The sequence below is a fragment of the Pseudarthrobacter sp. NPDC092439 genome, assembly GCF_044754945.1.
GTDB lineage: Bacteria > Actinomycetota > Actinomycetes > Actinomycetales > Micrococcaceae > Arthrobacter.
This window is the reverse complement of record NZ_JBIVQB010000002.1, coordinates 44,446-63,579: the sequence shown is the minus strand read 5'-3', so window position 1 is coordinate 63,579 and position 19,134 is coordinate 44,446. Positions and strand designations below refer to the sequence as shown.

Here is a 19,134-nt window from a genome sequence, read left to right as displayed (position 1 = left end):
GACTATTCCCGGGATGCCTTCCGCGCCCGGGAAAGTGTCCGGTACCAGTAGAACGATTGCTTCGGGGTGCGTTTCTGGGTTTCGAAGTCAACATGGACCAGGCCGAACCGCTGTGAGTAGCCGGCAGCCCACTCGAAGTTGTCCATCAGCGTCCACACGTAGTAGCCCCGCAGGTCCACGCCCTCAGCGGCGCCGCCGGGGGCGGTCGCATCAAGTGCCGCGCGCAGGTGTGACGCCAGATAGCTGACCCGCTGCCCGTCGTCGTACGTTCCAGAGACGGTGTCCGGCTCAGGGAAGCTGGCCCCGCCCTCGGTGATGTAGACCGGAGGCAGCGCGGAACCGTACCGGTCACGGAGTTCGGCGAGGAGGACGCCCAGGTGGTCAGGGGCCACGGGCCAGCCGAACCCGGTGCTGCCGTACTCGGGGTAGCCCACCTCGTGGAAGGGGAGCCTGGCAACCGACTTGTGCACGTCCGCGGGGATCGAGGCGCTGCCGCGGCCCATCGCTACTTTCACCGGGAAGTAGTAGTTCAGCCCATAGAAGTCCAGCGGCTGGTGGATGGTCCGCAGATCGGCGTCGGTGATCCTGCCGATGGAGCGGAGCCATGGCTTGGCATACACCGGAAGCTTCGGATACCGGCCCAGCAGCACCGGATCTGCGTAGATCCTGTTCATCAGCAGGTCATAGAGGTGCGCCACCAGCCGGTCACCGATCTTCCGGCTCGCCGGCCGGACAGGGGCATGCAGGTTGGTTACACCGATGCCCCCGGCCACGCCGGCCGCCCGCAGGGCCTGCGCGCCGAGCCCATGGGCCAGGAGCTGGTGGTGGATGGACGGGAGTGCATCGAACAGCAGCGCGTGCCCGGGGGCGTGGACACCCAGCGCGTACCCGTTCAGCGTGACGGACACCGGCTCATTCAGTGTGACCCATTGGGCCACGCGGTCGCCGAACCGTTCGCCTGCCGCCGTTGCGTAGTCCGCAAACCGCAGCGCCGTCTCCCGGTTCATCCAGCCGCCGCGGTGTTCCAGCGGCAGGGGAGTGTCCCAGTGGTAGAGCGTGGCCATGGGGGATATGCCTGCGGCGAGGAGCTGGTCGATCAACCGGTCGTAAAAGTCCAGGCCCTCACTGTTGAACGCACCGCGGCCGTCCGGCTGGATGCGCGGCCAGGACAGCGAGAAACGGTAGGAGTCCACCCCGAGATACTGGAGAAGCGCCACGTCTTCGGGCAGCCGGTTATAGTGATCGCAGGCAATGGCGGGGGAGTGGCCGTCGATGATGGCACCGGGCTTCTCGGCGAAAGCGTCCCAGCCGGACGGTCCGCGGCCGCCGGTACGGAGTGCGCCCTCGATCTGGAAGGCGGCGGCTGCCACGCCCAGGATAAACGACGGCGGGATGCGGCCGGCGAGGCCGGTCACGGAATCGGTGCTTTCCAGCGTCATCCCCCTATCATCCATTCACGGGGCGGGGCAGGCAATGGCCGCAGGCCCGGCGGCCAAGGCCGGATTCGCTTCTGCCGAAGATTTCCGGCATACTAGATGAGTTGTTCAAGCGCTTCTTCGCGTCCCGATCCGGATAATGCCGGGTGCCAGGGTCCAAGTGGAAGACCAAACATAACCCACCCCAATGGAACTGCGGATTTATGCGTGAAACTGCGCGACACGCCCGACCGCGGGGGTCGGTTGCGCCGGCAAGGTGAGGAACCCGGATTCATCCGGATTCAGTTTGTGCGGCGGATGGTGGTTACGACCTCAAATGCTTCGGCAGCCATACAACGAGTAAGTGAACAGGGCAGCCCTAACCAGGGGAAGCACAGACTGAAAGAGAGTCAGGCGACATGGCGGGACAAAAAATCCGCATCCGGCTGAAGTCATACGACCACGAGGTCATTGACGTTTCAGCACGGAAGATCGTTGAGACGGTCACGCGCGCAGGCGCAACGGTAGTCGGCCCCGTGCCGCTGCCGACGGAGAAGAACGTGTACTGCGTGATCCGCTCTCCGCACAAGTACAAGGACAGCCGCGAGCACTTTGAAATGCGCACGCACAAGCGTCTTATCGACATCATCGATCCCACGCCCAAGGCCGTCGACTCGCTTATGCGCCTCGACCTGCCGGCCGACGTGAACATCGAAATCAAGCTGTAGGGAGGTGCTGAGAAACTATGACCGCAACCCGTAACGTTAAGGGCCTGCTGGGCACGAAGCTCGGCATGACCCAGGTCTGGGACGAGAACAACAAGCTCATCCCCGTCACTGTGGTCCAGGCAGATTCGAACGTCATCACCCAGCTGCGCAACGCTGAGACCGATGGCTACGTCGCCGTTCAGATCGGCTACGGCCAGATCGACCCCCGCAAGGTCACCAAGCCGCTGGCTGGTCACTTTGAGAAGGCAGGCGTCACGCCTCGCCGCCACGTCGTCGAACTCCGTACCGCAGATGCTGCTGAGTACGAGCTGGGCCAGGAGCTCTCCGTTGAGCTCTTCGAAGCCGGCCAGAAGATCGACGTCATCGGCACCACCAAGGGTAAGGGCTTCGCCGGTGTTATGAAGCGTCACGGCTTCTCCGGTGTCGGCGCTTCCCACGGTGCCCACAAGAACCACCGTAAGCCCGGTTCAATCGGTGGCGCATCCACCCCGAGCCGCGTCTTCAAGGGCATGAGAATGGCCGGCCGCATGGGCGCCGTTCGCCACACCACGCTGAACCTCACGGTCCACGCGGTTGACGTCGAGAAGTCGCTGCTCCTGATCAAGGGTGCCGTTCCCGGTGCCCGCGGCCAGGTCGTCTTCGTACGCACTGCCGTGAAGGGAGCCTAGTTCAATGGCTAACACTGTCCAGGTTGACCTGCCTGCAGAGATCTTCGACGTTCAGACCAACGTGCCGCTGCTGCACCAGGTTGTCGTTGCCCAGCTCGCTGCTGCTCGCCAGGGTACCCACAAGACCAAGACCCGCGCCGAGGTTTCCGGTGCAGGCCGCAAGCCGTTCAAGCAGAAGGGCACCGGCCGCGCCCGTCAGGGTTCCATCCGTGCTCCGCACATGACCGGCGGTGGCGTTGTCCACGGTCCCACCCCGCGTGACTACAGCCAGCGCACCCCCAAGAAGATGATTGCTGCTGCACTGCGCGGCGCACTGTCTGACCGGGCACGCAACGGCCGCATCCACGTTGTTGCAGACCTGGTTGAAGGCTCCAAGCCCTCCGCCAAGACTGCACTGGCTACGCTGCGCGGCGTTTCCGACCGCAAGAACCTGCTGGTCGTTATCGAGCGCGCCAACGATGTTGCTGCACTGTCCGTGCGCAACCTCGCCGGTGTTCACGTTCTGTACGCAGACCAGCTGAACACCTACGACGTTCTCGTGTCTGATGACGTTGTCTTCACCAAGGCTGCCTACGACGCATTCGTTGCCGGCAAGGCAGTGGCAAAGAACGAGGAGGATGCCAAGTGAGTGCAGCCACCATCAAGGATCCGCGCGACGTTGTGCTTGCACCCGTCGTTTCGGAAAAGAGCTACGGCCTGATCGACGAGGGCAAATACACCTTCCTGGTGGACCCCCGTTCGAACAAGACCGAGATCAAGCTGGCCGTGGAGAAGATTTTCTCCGTCAAGGTCGAATCGATCAACACCATCAACCGTGCCGGTAAGCGCAAGCGCACCAAATTCGGATGGGGTACCCGCAAGAACACCAAGCGTGCGATTGTCACCCTCAAAGAAGGCACCATCGACATCTTCGGCGGTCCGCTCTCGTAGCGGAGACCACTTTAACGAGGAAATAAATTATGGGAATCCGTAAATACAAGCCGACTACCCCGGGCCGTCGTGGCTCGAGCGTAGCGGACTTCACCGAAATCACGCGGTCAACGCCGGAAAAGTCGTTGGTACGTCCGCTGCCCAAGAAGGGCGGCCGTAACAACACCGGTAAGATCACCACCCGCCACAAGGGTGGTGGACACAAGCGCCAGTACCGTCTGATCGACTTCCGTCGCCACGACAAGGACGGCGTCAACGCCCGCGTTGCCGAAATCGAGTACGACCCGAACCGTACGGCCCGGATCGCTCTCCTGCACTACGTTGATGGCACCAAGCGTTACATCATCGCTCCCAACAAGCTGTCCCAGGGTGACGTTGTTGAAGCAGGTGCCGGCGCTGACATCAAGCCCGGTAACAACCTGCCGCTGCTCAACATCCCCGTGGGTACCGTTATCCACGCAGTTGAACTGCGTCCGGGTGGCGGCGCCAAGATGGGCCGCTCCGCCGGTGCGTCCATCCAGCTCGTTGCCAAGGAAGGCCGCTTCGCCCAGCTGCGTCTGCCTTCCGGCGAAATCCGCAACGTTGACGTGCGCTGCCGCGCAACCGTCGGCGAGGTCGGCAACGCCGAGCAGTCCAACATCAACTGGGGCAAGGCCGGCCGTATGCGGTGGAAGGGCGTCCGCCCGACCGTCCGTGGTGTGGCCATGAACCCGGTTGACCACCCGCACGGTGGTGGTGAGGGTAAGACGTCCGGTGGACGTAACCCCGTCAACCCGAACGGTAAGCGGGAAGGCCGCACGCGCCGCCCCAACAAAGAGAGCGACAAGCTTATTGTGCGTCGCCGTCGTACTGGCAAGAACAAGCGATAGGAGCCTGGACACATGCCACGCAGCCTGAAAAAAGGTCCTTTCGTTGACCAGCACCTCTTTGTGAAGGTAGCCAGGGAAAACGAAAAGGGCACCAAGAACGTCATCAAGACCTGGTCCCGCCGTTCGATGATCATCCCCGACATGCTCGGACACACGATCGCCGTACACGACGGACGCAAGCACATCCCGGTGTTTGTCACTGAGTCGATGGTCGGGCACAAGCTCGGCGAATTCGCTCCCACGCGGACTTTCCGCGGCCATGTCAAGGACGACCGTAAGGGCAAGCGCCGCTAGGCGCCTGCACTTACGTCAAAGACGAGAGAAGGAAAGCAATGGAAGCCAAGGCAATTGCGCGTCACATCCGCGTAACGCCTATGAAGGCCCGGCGCGTCGTCAACCTTGTTCGTGGATTGCAAGCGAATGAGGCTCTGGCAATTCTGAAGTTTGCCCCGCAGGCAGCTTCGGAGCCGGTATTCAAGGTAGTACAGTCGGCAATCTCCAACGCCCGGGTCCTCGCGGACCGCGACGGTGTTGCGTTTGACGAAGGTGACCTCATCATCAGCGAAGCGTTTGTTGATGAAGGCCCGACCATGAAGCGGTTCCAGCCGCGCGCCCAGGGTCGTGCATTTCAGATCAAGAAGCGCACCAGCCACATCACCGTGGTAGTCGCTACCCCGGAGAAAGAGGAGGCTCGCTAAGTGGGACAGAAAGTAAACCCGCACGGGTTCCGACTCGGCATCACCACCGATCACGTATCGCACTGGTTCGCTGACAGCACCAAGGCCGGACAGCGGTACAAGGACTTCGTTCGCGAAGACATCCGCATCCGCCAGCTCATGTCCACGGGCATGGAGCGCGCCGGCATCGCCAAGGTCGAGATCGAGCGCACCCGTGACCGCGTCCGCGTGGACATCCACACGGCACGTCCGGGCATCGTCATCGGCCGCCGTGGGGCAGAAGCAGACCGCATCCGCGGCGAGCTCGAAAAGCTCACCGGCAAGCAGGTACAGCTGAACATCCTCGAGGTCAAGAACCCCGAGATGGAAGCACAGCTTGTTGCCCAGGGCGTTGCTGAACAGCTGACTTCCCGCGTGGCTTTCCGCCGTGCGATGAAGAAGGCCATGCAGTCCGCACAGCGTGCAGGTGCCAAGGGCATCCGTATCGCCTGCTCCGGTCGACTGGGTGGCGCTGAAATGTCCCGCTCGGAGTTCTACCGTGAAGGCCGTGTGCCCCTGCACACCCTCCGCGCGAACATCGACTATGGTTTCTACGAAGCCAAGACCACCTTCGGCCGCATTGGCGTGAAGGTCTGGATCTACAAGGGTGACGTCACCGCCAAGGAACTGGCCCAGCAGGCCGCTTCCGCCCCGTCCCGCGGCCGCTCCGGCGACCGTCCGGGCCGTCCGGGTGGCGCTGACCGTGGTGACCGCCGCCGTCGTAACGACCGTCCGGCCGCCGAAGCAGCTCCCGCTGCCGAGGCACCCGCGGTTGAGGCTGCACCCGCTGCAGCAGTAGAAGGAGGACAGGCTTAAATGCTTATCCCACGTCGAGTCAAGCACCGCAAGCAGCACCACCCGGGTCGTTCCGGCGCTGCTACGGGCGGCACCAAGGTCACCTTCGGTGAGTACGGCATCCAGGCCCTGAGCCCGGCATACGTCACGAACCGGCAGATCGAGTCTGCACGTATCGCGATGACCCGCCACATCAAGCGTGGCGGCAAGGTCTGGATCAACATCTACCCGGACCGTCCCCTGACCAAGAAGCCGGCCGAAACCCGCATGGGTTCCGGTAAGGGTTCGCCGGAATGGTGGGTCGCAAACGTCAAGCCGGGTCGGGTTCTCTTCGAGATCTCCGGCGTCGAAGAATCGGTAGCACGCGAGGCACTCCGCCTGGCAATCCACAAGCTCCCGTTGAAGGCACGCATTCTGCGTCGCGAAGGTGGTGAATAGAAATGGCAGTAGGATCCAAGGATCTGGCTCCCGCACAGCTGGACGGTTTCGACAACGAGCGTCTCGTTGAAGAACTCCGCAAGGCCAAGGAAGAGCTGTTCAACCTGCGTTTCCAGTCCGCCACCGGTCAGCTGGAGAACCACGGTCGTCTGCGCGCGGTAAAGAAGGACATCGCCCGCATCTACACCGTTCTCCGTGAGCGCGAGCTGGGCATTCGTGCCGAGGTTGCCGCACCGGTTGTGGAAGCCAAGGAAGAGAAGAAGTCCAAGAAGGCTGCAACCAAGAAGGCCGAAAAGGCTGAAACGGTTGAGACCGAGGAGGATGCCAAGTGAGTGAAAAGGACCAGAACGTGACGGAAACTGCTACCGCAGCCACGGCTGAGCAGCGCGGTTACCGCAAGACGCGTCGCGGCTACGTGGTCTCGGACAAGATGGAAAAGACCATCGTTGTCCAGGTTGAGGACCGCGTGAAGCACGCACTGTACGGCAAGGTCATCCGCCGTACCTCCAAGGTCAAGGCACACGATGAGAACAACACCGCCGGCATCGGCGACCTCGTTGTCATCGCCGAGACCCGTCCGCTGTCCGCCACCAAGAACTGGCGGCTCGTGGAAATCCTCGAGAAGGCCAAGTAGCAGCAGCTGCTTCGCCGTGTGGCCCTCGCTCCCGTCGCGGAGCGGGGGCTGCCTCGTTTAACCGCCACGGGTTGTATGCGCGTCACGGAGAGCACGCTTCTAGTAACAGTACGACGGCGGGACCGCGGCTTTCCGGGGGAGGGGCACTCGGGGCGGGCCAAAAGGCTGCCGTGCGTGACGCCGTCGTCCGTCTTGCGGGGGAGCGCTGCCGGGTGATATGGGGATCCGGGCGAAACGTGCTAGGATATTGAGTTTGTATGGCGCCTTTTGCGCGCCGTCATCAACCTCGTAAACAAGCGTGCCACAGCATAGTGCCCCCTTGCGCCCAGGAGCAGTCCTGGACCGGATGGGAGCAACTGCTTCTGGCACGGGAGTTTAGGCCTGGTCTGGCAAAATCCAGGCAGGTCAAGAGACACCCCGATCAACCGTTCCGCAAGGCTCATTCCGTAGCAAGACCACGGCCTGAGAACCGGCGCGACGCAAGGAGTAAATAGTGATTCAGCAGGAGTCGCGGCTCAAGGTCGCCGACAACACGGGTGCTAAGGAAATCCTTACCATTCGCGTTCTCGGTGGATCCGGTCGTCGCTACGCAGGCATCGGTGACGTCATTGTCGCCACCGTCAAGGATGCAATCCCTGGCGGCAACGTAAAGAAGGGCGATGTTGTCAAGGCAGTCATCGTCCGTACCAAGAAGGAACGCCGCCGTGCGGATGGTTCCTACATCAAGTTTGACGAGAACGCAGCTGTGATCCTGAAGGGTGACGGTGACCCCCGCGGTACCCGTATCTTCGGACCGGTTGGTCGTGAACTCCGTGACAAGAAGTTCATGAAGATCGTTTCTCTGGCTCCGGAGGTGCTCTAGTCCATGGCTTCTAAGATCAAGAAGGGTGACCTCGTTCAGGTCATCACTGGCGCCAAGGCTGAGCGTGGCGGCGACCGCGGCAAGCAGGGCAAGGTCCTGCGCGTGTTCCCCGACACCAACCGCGTGCTGGTTGAAGGCATCAATCGCGTCACCAAGCACACCAAGGCCGGTCAGTCGCAGCGCGGCACCAACACCGGTGGCATCGAGGTCGTGGAGGCCCCGATCCACATCTCCAACGTGGCTCTGGTAGACCCGTCCACCAAGAAGCCCACCCGCGTTGGCTTCCGCATCGACACCGTTGAGCGCAACGGCAAGAAGCGCGAAGTCCGCATCCGCGTGGCCAAGAGCTCAGGGAAGGACATCTAATGACTGAGACTCTCGAGACTCCGGCAACGAAGATCGTTCCTCGTCTGAAGACCAAGTACGCCGAATCCATCAAGAGCACGCTCATTGAGGAATTCAAGTACGAAAACGTCAACCAGGTTCCGCGCCTCGTCAAGGTTGTTGTGAACATGGGTGTTGGAGATGCCGCCAAGGACTCCAAGCTGATCGACGGCGCTGTCCGCGACCTCACCCAGATCACCGGCCAGAAGCCGCAGGTAACCAAGGCCCGCAAGTCCATCGCCCAGTTCAAGCTGCGCGAAGGCATGCCCATCGGTGCACACGCAACCCTGCGTGGCGACCGCATGTGGGAATTCCTGGACCGCCTGGTCACCCTCGCCCTGCCCCGTATCCGGGACTTCCGCGGCCTGAGTGGCAAGCAGTTCGATGGCAACGGCAACTACACCTTCGGTCTGACCGAGCAGGTTATGTTCCACGAAATCGACCAGGACAAGATCGACCGCGTCCGCGGTATGGACATCACGGTTGTTACCACTGCCAAGACCGATGACGAAGGCCGCGCGCTGCTGAAGGCGCTTGGCTTCCCGTTCAAGGCCGAAGACTAATCCAACTACGTAAAAGGTCCGGCGGCGCTGCCTAAAGGCACTCCGCGGAAACCGTTACGAGGAAGGGCAAGAGCCCACCATGACAATGACAGATCCTGTCGCAGACATGCTTACGCGTCTGCGCAATGCAAACTCGGCATACCACGACACCGTGTCCATGCCGTACAGCAAGCTCAAGGCACGCGTTGCTGACATCCTGAAGGCAGAAGGCTTCATCGCCGGCTGGAAGGAAGAAGACGCTGAGGTTGGCAAGAAGCTGACCATCGAGCTCAAGTTCGGTCCGAACCGCGAGCGTTCCATCGCTGGCGTTCGCCGCATCTCCAAGCCGGGCCTGCGTGTTTACGCAAAGTCCACCAACCTGCCGCACGTGCTCGGTGGCCTGGGTGTCGCAATCCTGTCCACCTCTTCCGGCCTCCTGACTGACAAGCAGGCCGGCAAGAAGGGCGTGGGCGGCGAAGTCCTCGCGTACGTCTGGTAACGGGAAAGGAAGAGAATAATGTCACGTATTGGACGTCTCCCCATCACCGTTCCTGCCGGCGTTGAGGTCAAGGTTGACGGCTCTGTCGTCAGCGTCAAGGGTGCCAAGGGCGAGCTGAACCACACTGTGGCCAGCCCGATCGAAGTCACTCTGGAAGCAGACACCCTGACTGTCGCCCGCCCGAACGACGAGCGCGCCTCCCGTTCACTCCACGGCCTGACCCGCACCCTGATCTCCAACATGATCGAGGGCGTTACCAAGGGCTACGAGAAGAAGCTTGAAATCGTCGGTACCGGTTACCGCGTTCAGGCCAAGGGATCTGACCTTGAGTTCGCTCTGGGTTACAGCCACCCGGTCAGCGTCACCGCTCCGGACGGCATCACCTTTGCAGTTGAGGGTCCGACCAAGCTCTCTGTTTCAGGTATCAACAAGCAGCAGGTCGGCGAGGTTGCTGCCAACATTCGCAAGCTGCGGAAGCCGGACCCCTACAAGGGCAAGGGCATCCGTTACGCCGGCGAGGTCATCCGCCGCAAGGTCGGAAAGGCTGGTAAGTAACCATGGCCATCTCAATTAACAAGAAGCGTACGAACAAGAGCAAGTCTGCTTCGCGCAGCCGCCGCCAGCTTCGTATCCGTAAGCGCATCTCCGGTACGGCTGTACGTCCTCGTCTGGTCGTCAACCGCTCCGCACGCCACGTGTTCGTCCAGGTTGTTGATGACACCAAGGGCCTGACCGTAGCGAGCGCCTCCACCCTGGAAGCCGACCTTCGTGCATTCGACGGTGACAAGACTGCCAAGGCCAAGCGCGTTGGCGAGCTGGTTGCCGAGCGTGCCAAGGCTGCAGGTATCGAAGCTGTTGTCTTCGACCGTGGTGGCAACAAGTACCACGGCCGGATCGCCGCCGTCGCTGACGGTGCACGTGAAGGTGGGCTGTCGCTGTGACGGAAGCAAACAAGGAAAAGGACACTGTGTCTGCAGATCAGAAGGCGACTGAAGCCGTAGCTGCCGCTGAGACCACTGCCCCCGCAGCTGCTGACGACCGCCGTGGCGGCGCTCGTCGCGGCGAGCGTGGCGACCGTGGCCAGGGCCGCGGCGACCGTGGTGGCCGTGGCGGCCGCGACGGCGGCCGTGAAGCCGAGAAGAGCCAGTTCGTAGAGCGCGTTGTTACCATCAACCGCGTTTCCAAGGTGGTCAAGGGTGGTCGTCGCTTCAGCTTCACCGCCCTGGTCGTTGTTGGTGACGGTAACGGCATGGTAGGCGTGGGCTACGGCAAGGCCAAGGAAGTTCCCGCTGCAATCGCGAAGGGTGTTGAAGAGGCCAAGAAGTCCTTCTTCCGCGTTCCCCGCGTTGGCAACACCATCCCGCACCGCGTTCAGGGTGAGGCTGCTGCCGGCGTCGTAATGCTGCGTCCGGCTTCCGCCGGTACCGGTGTTATCGCCGGCGGTCCGGTCCGTGCAGTACTGGAGTGCGTGGGCATCCACGACATCCTCTCCAAGTCGCTCGGTTCCTCCAACGCCATCAACATCGTTCACGCGACCGTTGATGCCCTGAAGCGCCTCGAAGAGCCGGCAGCAGTGGCAGCACGCCGCGGCCTGCCGCTGGACGAGATTGCTCCCCAGGCGCTGGTGAAGGCTCTCCTGAACCCGAAGGCAGGTGCCTAGTTATGGCTAAGAACCTGGTCCCCTCCGACGTTCAGTTGGAGATCACTCAGATCAAGTCCGCCATTGGCGGCAAGCAGAACCAGCGCGAAACCCTGCGGTCCCTCGGCCTGAAGCGGATCGGACACACCGTTGTCCGCACCGCCGACGCCGTGACCGTTGGCATGCTCAACACGGTTCCGCACCTGGTAAAGGTAGAGGAGGCGAAGTAAATGGCAGAGAAGACTGCTGATAAGGCGCAGGCTGCTGAGAAGCAGAATGCCCTGAAGGTTCACCACCTGCGTCCCGCCCAGGGTGCCAAGACCGCCAAGACCCGTGTTGGTCGTGGTGAGGCTTCCAAGGGTAAGACCGCCGGTCGCGGTACCAAGGGTACGAAGGCCCGCTACCAGGTAAAGGCTGGCTTTGCCGGCGGCCAGCTGCCGCTGCACATGCGCCTGCCCAAGCTGCGCGGCTTCAAGAACCCGTTCCGGGTTGAGTTCCAGGTTGTAAACCTGGACAAGCTCAACGAGCTGTTCCCCGAAGGTGGCGCTGTCACCGTGGAGAACCTGGTCGAAAAGGGTGCCGTTCGCAAGAACCAGCCCGTCAAGGTGCTGGGCACCGGCGACATCACCGTCAAGGTTGACGTCACCGCCCACGCATTCTCGGCCAGCGCCGCTGAAAAGATCGCTGCTGCAGGCGGAAGCACCACCACCCTCTAGGGTGACGGGGCAACAGCCTGTATGTTGCACTCCCGGTAACCGGGCCTTCGGGTCCGGATACCGGGAGTTTTCCATTTCCGCCGGACGTATTTTCGCAGCCATCCGGCGCATCCTGGCCACCGCCGATTGTTCGCATCGCGCATGCAACGGTTAGACTCGGTTGTTGGGATTTATAGATCCCCATCACACCACTCTTCTTCACACCACAGGAGGACGCTTGCTTAGCGCATTTGGCCGGGCCTTTCGCACGCCTGATCTGCGACGCAAGTTGTTGTTCACGCTGGGAATCATCACCATCTTCCGCTTGGGCGCCTTCATTCCCTCGCCTGGTGTGGACTACCAGAATGTCCAGCAATGCTTGCAGAACGGTCAAACGGCAGGCGGGCTGTACCAGCTCGTAAACCTGTTCAGCGGCGGGGCCCTGCTCCAGGTGTCGATCTTCGCCCTGGGCATCATGCCGTACATCACGGCCAGCATCATCGTGCAGCTGCTCCGGGTGGTCATTCCCCGGTTCCAGGAACTGTACGAAGAGGGCGCTGCAGGACAGTCCAAGCTCACCCAGTACACGCGCTACCTCACCATTGCCCTGGGCCTGCTGAACGCAACCACGCTGGTGTCCCTGGCGCGGTCGGGGCAGCTCCTGCCGGGCTGTGCGCTGCCGATCATCCCCAATGACAGCGTGGTCACCACCATCCTGATCATCATCACGCTGACCGCAGGGACCGGCCTGATCATGTGGATGGGCGAGCTCGTCACGGAGAAGGGCGTGGGCAACGGTATGTCCCTGCTCATCTTCACCTCCATTGCAGCCACCTTCCCCACCTCCCTGGGCGCCATCTGGACCTCACAGGGTCCGGGGACGTTCTTCATCGTCCTGGGCATCGGCCTGCTGACGGTGGCACTGGTGGTCTTCGTTGAGCAGTCGCAGCGCCGTGTGCCTGTCCAGTACGCCAAGCGTATGATCGGGCGCCGCACGGTGGGCGGAACCAGCACCTACATCCCGATCAAGGTCAACATGGCCGGCGTTATCCCGGTCATCTTCGCCTCTTCCATGCTGTACCTGCCGGGTCTCATCTCCCAGTTCAACCAGCCGCAGGCAGGCGAGCAGCTCCAGCCGTGGGTGGAATGGATCAACAACAACCTGGTCCGCGGTGACCAACCGATCTACATGGTTCTGTACTTCGCCATGATCGTGTTCTTTACCTACTTCTACGTCGCGATCACCTTCAACCCTGAAGAGGTCTCGGACAACATGAAGAAGTACGGCGGTTTCATTCCGGGTATCCGCGCCGGGAAACCGACTGCTGACTACCTGCAGTACGTGCTCTCCCGGATCACGCTCCCCGGCGCCCTCTACCTGGGCTTCGTGGCGCTGATTCCGCTGGTGGCACTGGTGCTGATCAACGCCAACCAGAACTTCCCGTTCGGTGGCACCTCGATCCTGATCATGGTGGGCGTTGGTCTGGAAACCGTCAAGCAGATTGATGCGCAGCTACAACAACGTCACTACGAAGGGCTTTTGCGATGACGAGAATGCTGATTATTGGACCTCCCGGCTCCGGAAAGGGAACGCAGGCGGAACGGATTTCGAAGCGCCTCGGCGTTGTGCCGATTTCCACCGGCGATATCTTCCGGGCCAACGTCAAGGGTGAAACCCCGCTTGGCATCGAGGCCAAGAAATACATGGACGCCGGCGACTTCGTACCGGACAGCGTGACCAACAAAATGGTCCGCGACCGCCTGGGCGAGTCCGACGTCGAAAACGGCTTCCTTCTGGACGGCTACCCCCGGACCACCGCGCAGGTGGACTACCTGGACCAGATCCTCGCCGAGGGGCAGGAGAAACTGGACGTCGTCCTGCAGCTCACTGCCGACGACGAGGAACTGGTGAGCCGGCTCCTGGGCCGCGCCAAGGAAACGGGCCGGAGCGACGACAATGAGGCCGTCATCCGCCACCGCCTTGACCTGTACCACGAGCAGACCGAGGCCGTTGTGGCCAAGTACGCCGAACGCGGCATCCTGACCCAGGTCGACGGCATCGGCGCCATCGACGAAGTGACGGACCGCGTCATGCAGGCCATCAAGGCAGCGCAGGCTGCCTGATCCAGGCCACAGGACATTGAGGCTCCTCCCCGGACACGGGAGGAGCCTCAGCCATTTGAAAGGACACACCATGGCGTTTGGCCAGCCCCGCATCGAGTACAAGACCAACGAGCAAATGCGCACCATGCACGAAGCCGGACTGGTGCTGAGCCGCGCCCTGGACGCTGCTGTGGAGGCCGCGGTGCCGGGCGTCACCACCAAGCACCTGGACGACGTCTTCGCCGCCGTCCTCAACGAGGCGGGCGCGAAGTCCAACTTCCTCGGTTACCACGGATTCCCCGCCACGATCTGCACTTCCGTCAACGAGGAAGTGGTGCACGGCATCCCGGGCAGCCGGGTCCTGGCGGACGGCGACATCATCTCCATCGACGGCGGCGCGGTCATCAACGGCTGGCACTCCGACTCGGCGCGGACCGTTATCGTCGGCACGGCCAGGCCCGAGGACCAGCGGCTTTCGGACGTCACGCATGCCGCAATGTGGCGTGGGATCGCCGCGCTGGCCACCGGTACCCACGTTGGTGACATCGGCGCCGCCATCGACGACTACGTCTCCTCGGTCCCGGGCAAACCGCTGGGCATCCTCGAGGACTACGTGGGTCACGGCATCGGCTCCGAAATGCACATGGCACCGGACGTCCTGAATTACCGCACCAGCCACCGCGGCCCCAAGATCAAGCCCGGCCTCTGCCTGGCAATTGAGCCCATGCTGGTGCTCGGCGGCATCGAAACGGCCGTCCTGGAGGACGACTGGACCGTGGTCACCACGGACGGCAAGCGTTCCTGCCAGTGGGAGCACTCCGTTGCAGTCCACGAAAAGGGCATCTGGGTGCTTTCAGCGCCCGACGGCGGTGCGGAGCACCTGGTGCCCCTCGGCGTCACCCCGGTACCGATCCCGTAAGCTCCGCGCCGCTTGTCGATGCCCGCTACGGTTTCGGACTTCCGCCCCTCGATCCCGGGGTGCGGAAGTCCGAAACCGTAGCGGACGTCCGGATCTGAATAATCCCTGGCGGCCACCCACTACGGTGGCGGCCAGGGATTTTGCGTATCAGGAGGACTAGGCCTTCAGCTTGGGCTTGACGTCCTTGGTGTACAGGCCTTCGAGCGTAGTCTTCAGTTCGGTCATGGTCGCTTTGACATCGGCCTTCTGGGTCAGGATCTTGGCCGCTGCCTTGGCCATCTCCTGGTCTGCGCCGGGGAGGAAGGCGCGGGCGTTGTCCTGGACCCGGGTGACGGCCAGCTGGTCCATGGCGGTCTTGATCTGCGGCGTCTTGGCCAGGACCGCGGTCATATCGGCTGACGTGCGGTGGGCATGTAACCGGTAGCCGCAGAGAACTCAGCGGTGTTCTCCGGCTCCGTCACGAACTGCAGGAACATGGCAGCCGCCAACTGCTCCTCGCGGGTCACGCCACTGGGTATCCCCAGGCCGGCACCGCCCGTGGGGCAGACCTCCGTCTTGGCCTTGGAGCCGCCCGGCAGGAATCCCACGCCCACGTTGAAGGACGCGGATTTGAGGATGCCGATCAGCGATCCAGTGGAGGACACGGTGGCGGAAGCGAGGCCGGCCGCGAAGTCATCCGCGGAGTCCTTGGACGAGACCCCGGCCCAGCTGTCCTTGTAGACCGAGTCCTGGACTTCCTGGAGGGCGGCAACGGATTCCGCCGAATCGCAGGTGATGTCCCAGTCCTTACCACGCGCCTCCTTCGCCCCAGAGATTGTTCTGCAGCGTCCAGCCGGCGTAGCCCGCGAGGGCCGGGTGCATGAACGCGTATTGCGCACCGGAGGCGGCCTTGAGTTTGGGCGCCCACTCGGCGAATTCCTGCCAGGTCGCCGGCGCCCTGTCCGGCAGGCCTGCGGCCTTGAAGTGGTCCCTGTTGTAGTAGAAGAGCGGGGTGGAACGGCCGTAGGGCAGCGCCCACTGCTTGCCGTCGTACTTGTAGTCGTTGACCAGTGACGTACGGAAATCGTCCAAAGGGACGTTCAGTTGGCTGATGAGCGAGTCCAGCGGAATGATGCTGTCGTTCAGGTAGTAGCGGAACCACCAGACGTCTGAGAGGACCACCAGTGCGGGCAGGCCTGATTTCGCCGCCTGTGCCGTCTGGAACTTCTGGGCGATTTCCTCGTAGTTGGCTCCTGCGGTCACGAGGTTGACCTTCATGTCCGGGTATTTCTCCTGGAACTTCGAGATCATGGCCTTTTCTACGTCCTGCGACTTACCGGGGTGGTTGGACCAGAAGTCGATAGCCGCTGCCGGCTTGACTCGGGCCCGGCGCGGCGGCGGCCGGCGACGGCGGTGCGGCGGTGCTGGTCCCCGACAGGTGAACAGTCATGGATCTCTCACAAGATGGGCGTGGTTTCAGGCAAGCGGGAGGGGGAGTCGGTTCTCACCTCATCACATCCGTTGGCCCCCCAAGCGGGGATTCCGGCCTCTTTTCCGACTATTGGCTGAGCCTTCCCCCGGCGTTCACGGCCTGTTCTGCCTTCCTTCCCGACCGGGCAGCGCCAGGTGCCGTTTCCGGGCCTCAAGAGGACACGTAGCGCTACTCATTTGAAGCGCGGGTGGACAATAGGCCCATGCGAGCTTCAGGTTCCATCACCGACGTACCGGGAATCCGGGTGGGCAACGAGCAGAAAACCGGGGACGGCTGGCTGACTGGCGTGACCGTGATCCTGCCTCCGCCCGGCACCGTGGGTTCCGTGGACGTCCGGGGCGGCGGGCCGGCCACCCACGAGACCGACGCCCTGGATCCCACCACCACGGTCCGCCAGGTGGACGCCGTCGTTCTCACCGGCGGCAGCGCCTATGGCCTCGCCACCGCGGCCGGAGCGCAGCGCTGGTGCGAGGAGCACGGCCGAGGCTTCGCCGTTCCCGGGGGAGTGGTCCCGATCGTCCCGGCGGCCGCGATCTTCGACCTGGGCCGGGGCGGGGACTTCTCAGCGCGCCCGACGCCGGAGATGGGCTATGCGGCCATCGTTGCCGCAGCGGCGCAGGAGGAAGGGCGCGAGGTTGCCCGCGGCAACGTCGGCGCAGGGACCGGGGCCCTCATCGGCCGGGGCAAGTTCAAAGGGGGCCTCGGCATGGCCTCGGCCACGTTGGAGGACGGGATCATCGTCGGGGCACTTGCAGTCGTGAATGCCCTTGGCCTGCCGTTCAGAACGACCACCTTGCAGCCTGACCCTGGCCACGGCGCCCCGCTCAACACCACCCTTGTTGTCGTCGCTACCAATGCCGTGCTGGACGTCGCCGAGTGCAAGAGAACGGCTTCTGCATCCCATGCCGGGCTCGCGAGGGCATTGAATCCGTCCCATACACTCGCCGACGGGGACACCGTCTTCTGCCTCGCCACTGGCGGGGTGGCACTGGGCGGCAGCGACGAAGCTGTCCGGCGTATTGGCATGATCACCCTGCAAAGTGCGGCAGCCGACGTCGTGCGTTCGGCGGTGCTGGACGGGGTGGCGCGGGCAGAAGCCGTAGGCACCCCCGCGGGAGAATATGGTGTGTACCGCACTGTTTAGGTTATGATTGCCAATTTCTCATTTTCGGCCGGACAGGGTAGTGTTGTCTGTTGGTTGTCTGGACCGCCGCGCCCTTTTGGGCTTCGGAGCCGGCAACCGATCCAACAAAAACGTTCGTGGCCATGCCCGGTGCAATCCGGCGGGGCTGCGGCAACAACAGTTAGCGGAGGGTATGGCCAAGAAGGACGGGGTCATTGAGATCGAAGGCGTTGTGACTGAGGCGCTGCCTAACGCGATGTTTCGCGTTGAGCTCACCAACAAGCACATCGTCCTGGCACACATCTCTGGAAAGATGCGTCAGCACTACATTCGAATCCTTCCGGAGGACCGCGTAGTGGTGGAGCTGAGCCCGTACGACCTCACCCGTGGTCGTATCGTCTACCGCTACAAGTAAATTGCTGGGCGGCACCAGCGCAAGCCGGCCGCTGCTCCAGCTGACCAACTGTTACACGCAAAGGAATGCCATGAAGGTCAAGCCGAGCGTCAAGCAGATCTGCGAAAAGTGCAAAGTGATCCGCCGTAATGGCCGGGTCATGGTGATCTGCGAGAACCCGCGCCACAAGCAGCGCCAGGGCTAATTTCCTTCCCTGAAGGAAATCCTGGGTTGCTAACCCACGCAAGTAAATAAAGGCAGCACAAGCTGATCTGGAACACCAAGCTCTAACGAGTCCGGACAGCTAACCCCCGGTCGGAGGCTGGGGCCGTACGGAACGTGCGGGTGTACTGCCTACGACCTCCGGTTTATCAAGGAGTACTGCCACTATGGCTCGTCTCGCTGGCGTAGACATTCCCCGCGAAAAGCGGCTGGAAATTGCGCTTACTTACATCTACGGCGTGGGCAAGACCCGTGCACACGAAACCCTGGCTGCCACTGGCATCAGCGCTGACGTCCGCGTTAAGGACCTCACCGATGCACAGCTGGTTGAGCTGCGTGACTACATTGAAGGCAACTACAAGGTTGAGGGTGACCTTCGCCGCGAAGTAGCAGCCGACATCCGCCGCAAGGTTGAAATCGGAAGCTACGAAGGCCTGCGCCACCGCAAGGGCCTGCCCGTACGCGGTCAGCGTACGAAGACCAACGCACGTACCCGCAAGGGCCCGAAGCGTACCGTCGCCGGCAAGAAGAAGGCCCGTTAAAATCCCGTCCGGGATTTTTGACGGAGCTTTCCCCAATAACTTTCTGTAGGAGAAAAAATGCCCCCGAAGACTCGTGGCGCGGTTCGCAAGCCGCGTAAGAAGGACAAGAAGAATATCGCGCTGGGCCAGGCGCACATCAAGAGCACGTTCAACAACACCATCGTTTCCATCACGGACCCGACCGGTGCTGTTATCTCCTGGGCTTCCTCAGGTGAGGTTGGCTTCAAGGGCTCGCGTAAGTCCACCCCCTTCGCGGCCCAGATGGCTGCCGAAGCTGCTGCAAAGCGTGCCCAGGAGCACGGCATGCGCAAGGTTGACGTATTCGTCAAGGGACCGGGCTCCGGCCGCGAGACCGCTATCCGTTCGCTGCAGGCCGCTGGCCTCGAGGTTGGCTCCATCCAGGACGTCACCCCCGCAGCCCACAACGGCTGCCGTCCGCCCAAGCGCCGCCGCGTCTAAGGTTTCCAGCGCTGCTTGAGCTTGCCCGGACCAGCGATGGACCGGGCAAGCCCAGCGCGTTAAGTCTTCAGACCGAATTTCCACCAC

General features: G+C 62.5%; 29 protein-coding genes and 1 pseudogene. 28 read left to right on the top strand and 2 right to left on the bottom strand.

The features are described from left to right. Positions 1-2: 2 nt before the first annotated feature. A complete protein-coding gene (locus ACIQCM_RS05035) occupies positions 3-1,439 on the bottom strand; it encodes a GH1 family beta-glucosidase (RefSeq protein WP_400604405.1) in 1,437 nt (478 codons plus the stop codon). A gap of 395 nt (positions 1,440-1,834) precedes the next feature. On the opposite strand from ACIQCM_RS05035, the gene rpsJ reads away from it, so the two are divergent. The 23 genes from rpsJ (at position 1,835) to map (ending at position 14,836) form a co-directional block, all read left to right on the top strand. Next, positions 1,835-2,143: a 30S ribosomal protein S10 gene (gene rpsJ / locus ACIQCM_RS05030; protein ID WP_003803825.1), complete on the top strand. Its 309-nt coding sequence runs from the start codon at positions 1,835-1,837 to the stop codon at positions 2,141-2,143. Positions 2,144-2,160: 17 nt separating this feature from the next. After that, positions 2,161-2,811 carry a 50S ribosomal protein L3 gene (rplC, locus tag ACIQCM_RS05025; RefSeq protein ID WP_377214667.1) on the top strand — a complete coding sequence of 217 codons (651 nt, stop codon included), beginning with the start codon at positions 2,161-2,163 and terminating at the stop codon, positions 2,809-2,811. Positions 2,812-2,815: 4 nt separating this feature from the next. Further along, a complete protein-coding gene (gene rplD, locus ACIQCM_RS05020) occupies positions 2,816-3,439 on the top strand; it encodes a 50S ribosomal protein L4 (RefSeq protein WP_377214668.1) in 624 nt (207 codons plus the stop codon). Next, the gene (rplW, locus tag ACIQCM_RS05015; protein WP_009358306.1) at positions 3,436-3,741 is read left to right on the top strand and encodes a 50S ribosomal protein L23; all 306 of its coding nucleotides are present in this window, start codon (positions 3,436-3,438) and stop codon (positions 3,739-3,741) included. Before rplD ends, rplW begins: the two co-directional genes overlap by 4 nt. 29 nt (positions 3,742-3,770) lie before the next feature. Then, on the top strand, positions 3,771-4,610 hold the full coding sequence (rplB, locus tag ACIQCM_RS05010) for a 50S ribosomal protein L2 (RefSeq protein ID WP_050684394.1): 840 nt from the start codon (positions 3,771-3,773) through the stop codon (positions 4,608-4,610). A gap of 12 nt (positions 4,611-4,622) precedes the next feature. Further along, complete coding sequence (rpsS, locus tag ACIQCM_RS05005; protein WP_003803803.1) at positions 4,623-4,904, top strand: 30S ribosomal protein S19; 282 nt, start codon at positions 4,623-4,625, stop codon at positions 4,902-4,904. Positions 4,905-4,942: 38 nt separating this feature from the next. Further along, on the top strand, positions 4,943-5,308 hold the full coding sequence (rplV, locus tag ACIQCM_RS05000; RefSeq protein ID WP_009358304.1) for a 50S ribosomal protein L22: 366 nt from the start codon (positions 4,943-4,945) through the stop codon (positions 5,306-5,308). Then, a complete protein-coding gene (gene rpsC, locus ACIQCM_RS04995; protein ID WP_400604403.1) occupies positions 5,309-6,142 on the top strand; it encodes a 30S ribosomal protein S3 in 834 nt (277 codons plus the stop codon). Continuing rightward, positions 6,143-6,559: a 50S ribosomal protein L16 gene (gene rplP, locus ACIQCM_RS04990; RefSeq protein ID WP_050054315.1), complete on the top strand. Its 417-nt coding sequence runs from the start codon at positions 6,143-6,145 to the stop codon at positions 6,557-6,559. A gap of 2 nt (positions 6,560-6,561) precedes the next feature. Continuing rightward, on the top strand, positions 6,562-6,891 hold the full coding sequence (gene rpmC, locus ACIQCM_RS04985; RefSeq protein ID WP_018760452.1) for a 50S ribosomal protein L29: 330 nt from the start codon (positions 6,562-6,564) through the stop codon (positions 6,889-6,891). Beyond that, positions 6,888-7,193: a 30S ribosomal protein S17 gene (gene rpsQ, locus ACIQCM_RS04980; protein ID WP_009358300.1), complete on the top strand. Its 306-nt coding sequence runs from the start codon at positions 6,888-6,890 to the stop codon at positions 7,191-7,193. Before rpmC ends, rpsQ begins: the two co-directional genes overlap by 4 nt. Positions 7,194-7,686: 493 nt before the next feature. Then, positions 7,687-8,055: a 50S ribosomal protein L14 gene (gene rplN / locus ACIQCM_RS04975; RefSeq protein ID WP_009358299.1), complete on the top strand. Its 369-nt coding sequence runs from the start codon at positions 7,687-7,689 to the stop codon at positions 8,053-8,055. A gap of 3 nt (positions 8,056-8,058) precedes the next feature. Continuing rightward, positions 8,059-8,421, top strand: a complete 363-nt coding sequence (gene rplX, locus ACIQCM_RS04970) for a 50S ribosomal protein L24 (RefSeq protein WP_400604401.1) — start codon at positions 8,059-8,061, stop codon at positions 8,419-8,421. Beyond that, complete coding sequence (gene rplE / locus ACIQCM_RS04965) at positions 8,421-9,002, top strand: 50S ribosomal protein L5 (RefSeq protein ID WP_066277862.1); 582 nt, start codon at positions 8,421-8,423, stop codon at positions 9,000-9,002. The genes rplX and rplE overlap by 1 nt, the downstream gene beginning before the upstream one ends. 79 nt (positions 9,003-9,081) lie before the next feature. Next, positions 9,082-9,480: a 30S ribosomal protein S8 gene (gene rpsH / locus ACIQCM_RS04960; protein ID WP_079596674.1), complete on the top strand. Its 399-nt coding sequence runs from the start codon at positions 9,082-9,084 to the stop codon at positions 9,478-9,480. 18 nt (positions 9,481-9,498) lie between these two features. Continuing rightward, positions 9,499-10,035: a 50S ribosomal protein L6 gene (rplF, locus tag ACIQCM_RS04955; protein ID WP_400604399.1), complete on the top strand. Its 537-nt coding sequence runs from the start codon at positions 9,499-9,501 to the stop codon at positions 10,033-10,035. Positions 10,036-10,037: 2 nt separating this feature from the next. Continuing rightward, positions 10,038-10,421 carry a 50S ribosomal protein L18 gene (gene rplR, locus ACIQCM_RS04950; protein WP_079596676.1) on the top strand — a complete coding sequence of 128 codons (384 nt, stop codon included), beginning with the start codon at positions 10,038-10,040 and terminating at the stop codon, positions 10,419-10,421. After that, positions 10,418-11,140 carry a 30S ribosomal protein S5 gene (gene rpsE / locus ACIQCM_RS04945; protein ID WP_377214672.1) on the top strand — a complete coding sequence of 241 codons (723 nt, stop codon included), beginning with the start codon at positions 10,418-10,420 and terminating at the stop codon, positions 11,138-11,140. The genes rplR and rpsE overlap by 4 nt, the downstream gene beginning before the upstream one ends. Before the next feature lie 2 nt (positions 11,141-11,142). Next, positions 11,143-11,349, top strand: a complete 207-nt coding sequence (rpmD, locus tag ACIQCM_RS04940) for a 50S ribosomal protein L30 (RefSeq protein WP_377214673.1) — start codon at positions 11,143-11,145, stop codon at positions 11,347-11,349. Further along, positions 11,350-11,835 carry a 50S ribosomal protein L15 gene (gene rplO / locus ACIQCM_RS04935; RefSeq protein ID WP_400604398.1) on the top strand — a complete coding sequence of 162 codons (486 nt, stop codon included), beginning with the start codon at positions 11,350-11,352 and terminating at the stop codon, positions 11,833-11,835. A gap of 217 nt (positions 11,836-12,052) precedes the next feature. Continuing rightward, positions 12,053-13,363, top strand: coding sequence for a preprotein translocase subunit SecY (gene secY / locus ACIQCM_RS04930; RefSeq protein WP_400604396.1), 1,311 nt, complete (start codon positions 12,053-12,055; stop codon positions 13,361-13,363). A gap of 5 nt (positions 13,364-13,368) precedes the next feature. Then, positions 13,369-13,938, top strand: coding sequence for an adenylate kinase (locus ACIQCM_RS04925; protein WP_400605428.1), 570 nt, complete (start codon positions 13,369-13,371; stop codon positions 13,936-13,938). A gap of 70 nt (positions 13,939-14,008) precedes the next feature. Next, positions 14,009-14,836 carry a type I methionyl aminopeptidase gene (map, locus tag ACIQCM_RS04920; RefSeq protein WP_400604394.1) on the top strand — a complete coding sequence of 276 codons (828 nt, stop codon included), beginning with the start codon at positions 14,009-14,011 and terminating at the stop codon, positions 14,834-14,836. A 156-nt stretch (positions 14,837-14,992) separates the two neighbouring features. Here map and ACIQCM_RS04915 read toward each other — a convergent pair. After that, positions 14,993-16,195 (bottom strand): annotated as a pseudogene (locus ACIQCM_RS04915) (ABC transporter substrate-binding protein); the annotation flags it as partial. 314 nt (positions 16,196-16,509) lie between these two features. On the opposite strand from ACIQCM_RS04915, the gene ACIQCM_RS04910 reads away from it, so the two are divergent. From ACIQCM_RS04910 to rpsK, 5 genes are all read left to right on the top strand, one after another. Beyond that, a complete protein-coding gene (locus tag ACIQCM_RS04910) occupies positions 16,510-17,451 on the top strand; it encodes a P1 family peptidase (protein ID WP_400604392.1) in 942 nt (313 codons plus the stop codon). 172 nt (positions 17,452-17,623) lie between these two features. Then, positions 17,624-17,845 (top strand): translation initiation factor IF-1, encoded by a 222-nt coding sequence (gene infA, locus ACIQCM_RS04905; protein WP_009358723.1) that lies wholly within the window; start codon positions 17,624-17,626, stop codon positions 17,843-17,845. Between the two features lie 70 nt (positions 17,846-17,915). After that, the gene (gene rpmJ / locus ACIQCM_RS04900) at positions 17,916-18,029 is read left to right on the top strand and encodes a 50S ribosomal protein L36 (protein WP_009358722.1); all 114 of its coding nucleotides are present in this window, start codon (positions 17,916-17,918) and stop codon (positions 18,027-18,029) included. A gap of 184 nt (positions 18,030-18,213) precedes the next feature. After that, entirely contained in the window at positions 18,214-18,588 is a 375-nt protein-coding gene (gene rpsM / locus ACIQCM_RS04895) for a 30S ribosomal protein S13 (RefSeq protein ID WP_003803743.1), read from the top strand. A gap of 57 nt (positions 18,589-18,645) precedes the next feature. Then, positions 18,646-19,047: a 30S ribosomal protein S11 gene (rpsK, locus tag ACIQCM_RS04890; protein WP_009358720.1), complete on the top strand. Its 402-nt coding sequence runs from the start codon at positions 18,646-18,648 to the stop codon at positions 19,045-19,047. The last annotated feature ends 87 nt before the right edge of the window (positions 19,048-19,134 follow it).

Coding starts and splice junctions, on each gene's coding strand:
- ACIQCM_RS05035 (WP_400604405.1), bottom strand. CDS start 1,439: ATGACGCTGGAAAGCACCGATTCCGTGACCGGCCTCGCCGGCCGCATC.
- rpsJ (WP_003803825.1), top strand. CDS start 1,835: ATGGCGGGACAAAAAATCCGCATCCGGCTGAAGTCATACGACCACGAG.
- rplC (WP_377214667.1), top strand. CDS start 2,161: ATGACCGCAACCCGTAACGTTAAGGGCCTGCTGGGCACGAAGCTCGGC.
- rplD (WP_377214668.1), top strand. CDS start 2,816: ATGGCTAACACTGTCCAGGTTGACCTGCCTGCAGAGATCTTCGACGTT.
- rplB (WP_050684394.1), top strand. CDS start 3,771: ATGGGAATCCGTAAATACAAGCCGACTACCCCGGGCCGTCGTGGCTCG.
- rpsS (WP_003803803.1), top strand. CDS start 4,623: ATGCCACGCAGCCTGAAAAAAGGTCCTTTCGTTGACCAGCACCTCTTT.
- rplV (WP_009358304.1), top strand. CDS start 4,943: ATGGAAGCCAAGGCAATTGCGCGTCACATCCGCGTAACGCCTATGAAG.
- rplP (WP_050054315.1), top strand. CDS start 6,143: ATGCTTATCCCACGTCGAGTCAAGCACCGCAAGCAGCACCACCCGGGT.
- rpmC (WP_018760452.1), top strand. CDS start 6,562: ATGGCAGTAGGATCCAAGGATCTGGCTCCCGCACAGCTGGACGGTTTC.
- rplX (WP_400604401.1), top strand. CDS start 8,059: ATGGCTTCTAAGATCAAGAAGGGTGACCTCGTTCAGGTCATCACTGGC.
- rplE (WP_066277862.1), top strand. CDS start 8,421: ATGACTGAGACTCTCGAGACTCCGGCAACGAAGATCGTTCCTCGTCTG.
- rpsH (WP_079596674.1), top strand. CDS start 9,082: ATGACAATGACAGATCCTGTCGCAGACATGCTTACGCGTCTGCGCAAT.
- rplF (WP_400604399.1), top strand. CDS start 9,499: ATGTCACGTATTGGACGTCTCCCCATCACCGTTCCTGCCGGCGTTGAG.
- rplR (WP_079596676.1), top strand. CDS start 10,038: ATGGCCATCTCAATTAACAAGAAGCGTACGAACAAGAGCAAGTCTGCT.
- rpmD (WP_377214673.1), top strand. CDS start 11,143: ATGGCTAAGAACCTGGTCCCCTCCGACGTTCAGTTGGAGATCACTCAG.
- rplO (WP_400604398.1), top strand. CDS start 11,350: ATGGCAGAGAAGACTGCTGATAAGGCGCAGGCTGCTGAGAAGCAGAAT.
- ACIQCM_RS04925 (WP_400605428.1), top strand. CDS start 13,369: ATGCTGATTATTGGACCTCCCGGCTCCGGAAAGGGAACGCAGGCGGAA.
- map (WP_400604394.1), top strand. CDS start 14,009: ATGGCGTTTGGCCAGCCCCGCATCGAGTACAAGACCAACGAGCAAATG.
- ACIQCM_RS04910 (WP_400604392.1), top strand. CDS start 16,510: ATGCGAGCTTCAGGTTCCATCACCGACGTACCGGGAATCCGGGTGGGC.
- infA (WP_009358723.1), top strand. CDS start 17,624: ATGGCCAAGAAGGACGGGGTCATTGAGATCGAAGGCGTTGTGACTGAG.
- rpmJ (WP_009358722.1), top strand. CDS start 17,916: ATGAAGGTCAAGCCGAGCGTCAAGCAGATCTGCGAAAAGTGCAAAGTG.
- rpsM (WP_003803743.1), top strand. CDS start 18,214: ATGGCTCGTCTCGCTGGCGTAGACATTCCCCGCGAAAAGCGGCTGGAA.
- rpsK (WP_009358720.1), top strand. CDS start 18,646: ATGCCCCCGAAGACTCGTGGCGCGGTTCGCAAGCCGCGTAAGAAGGAC.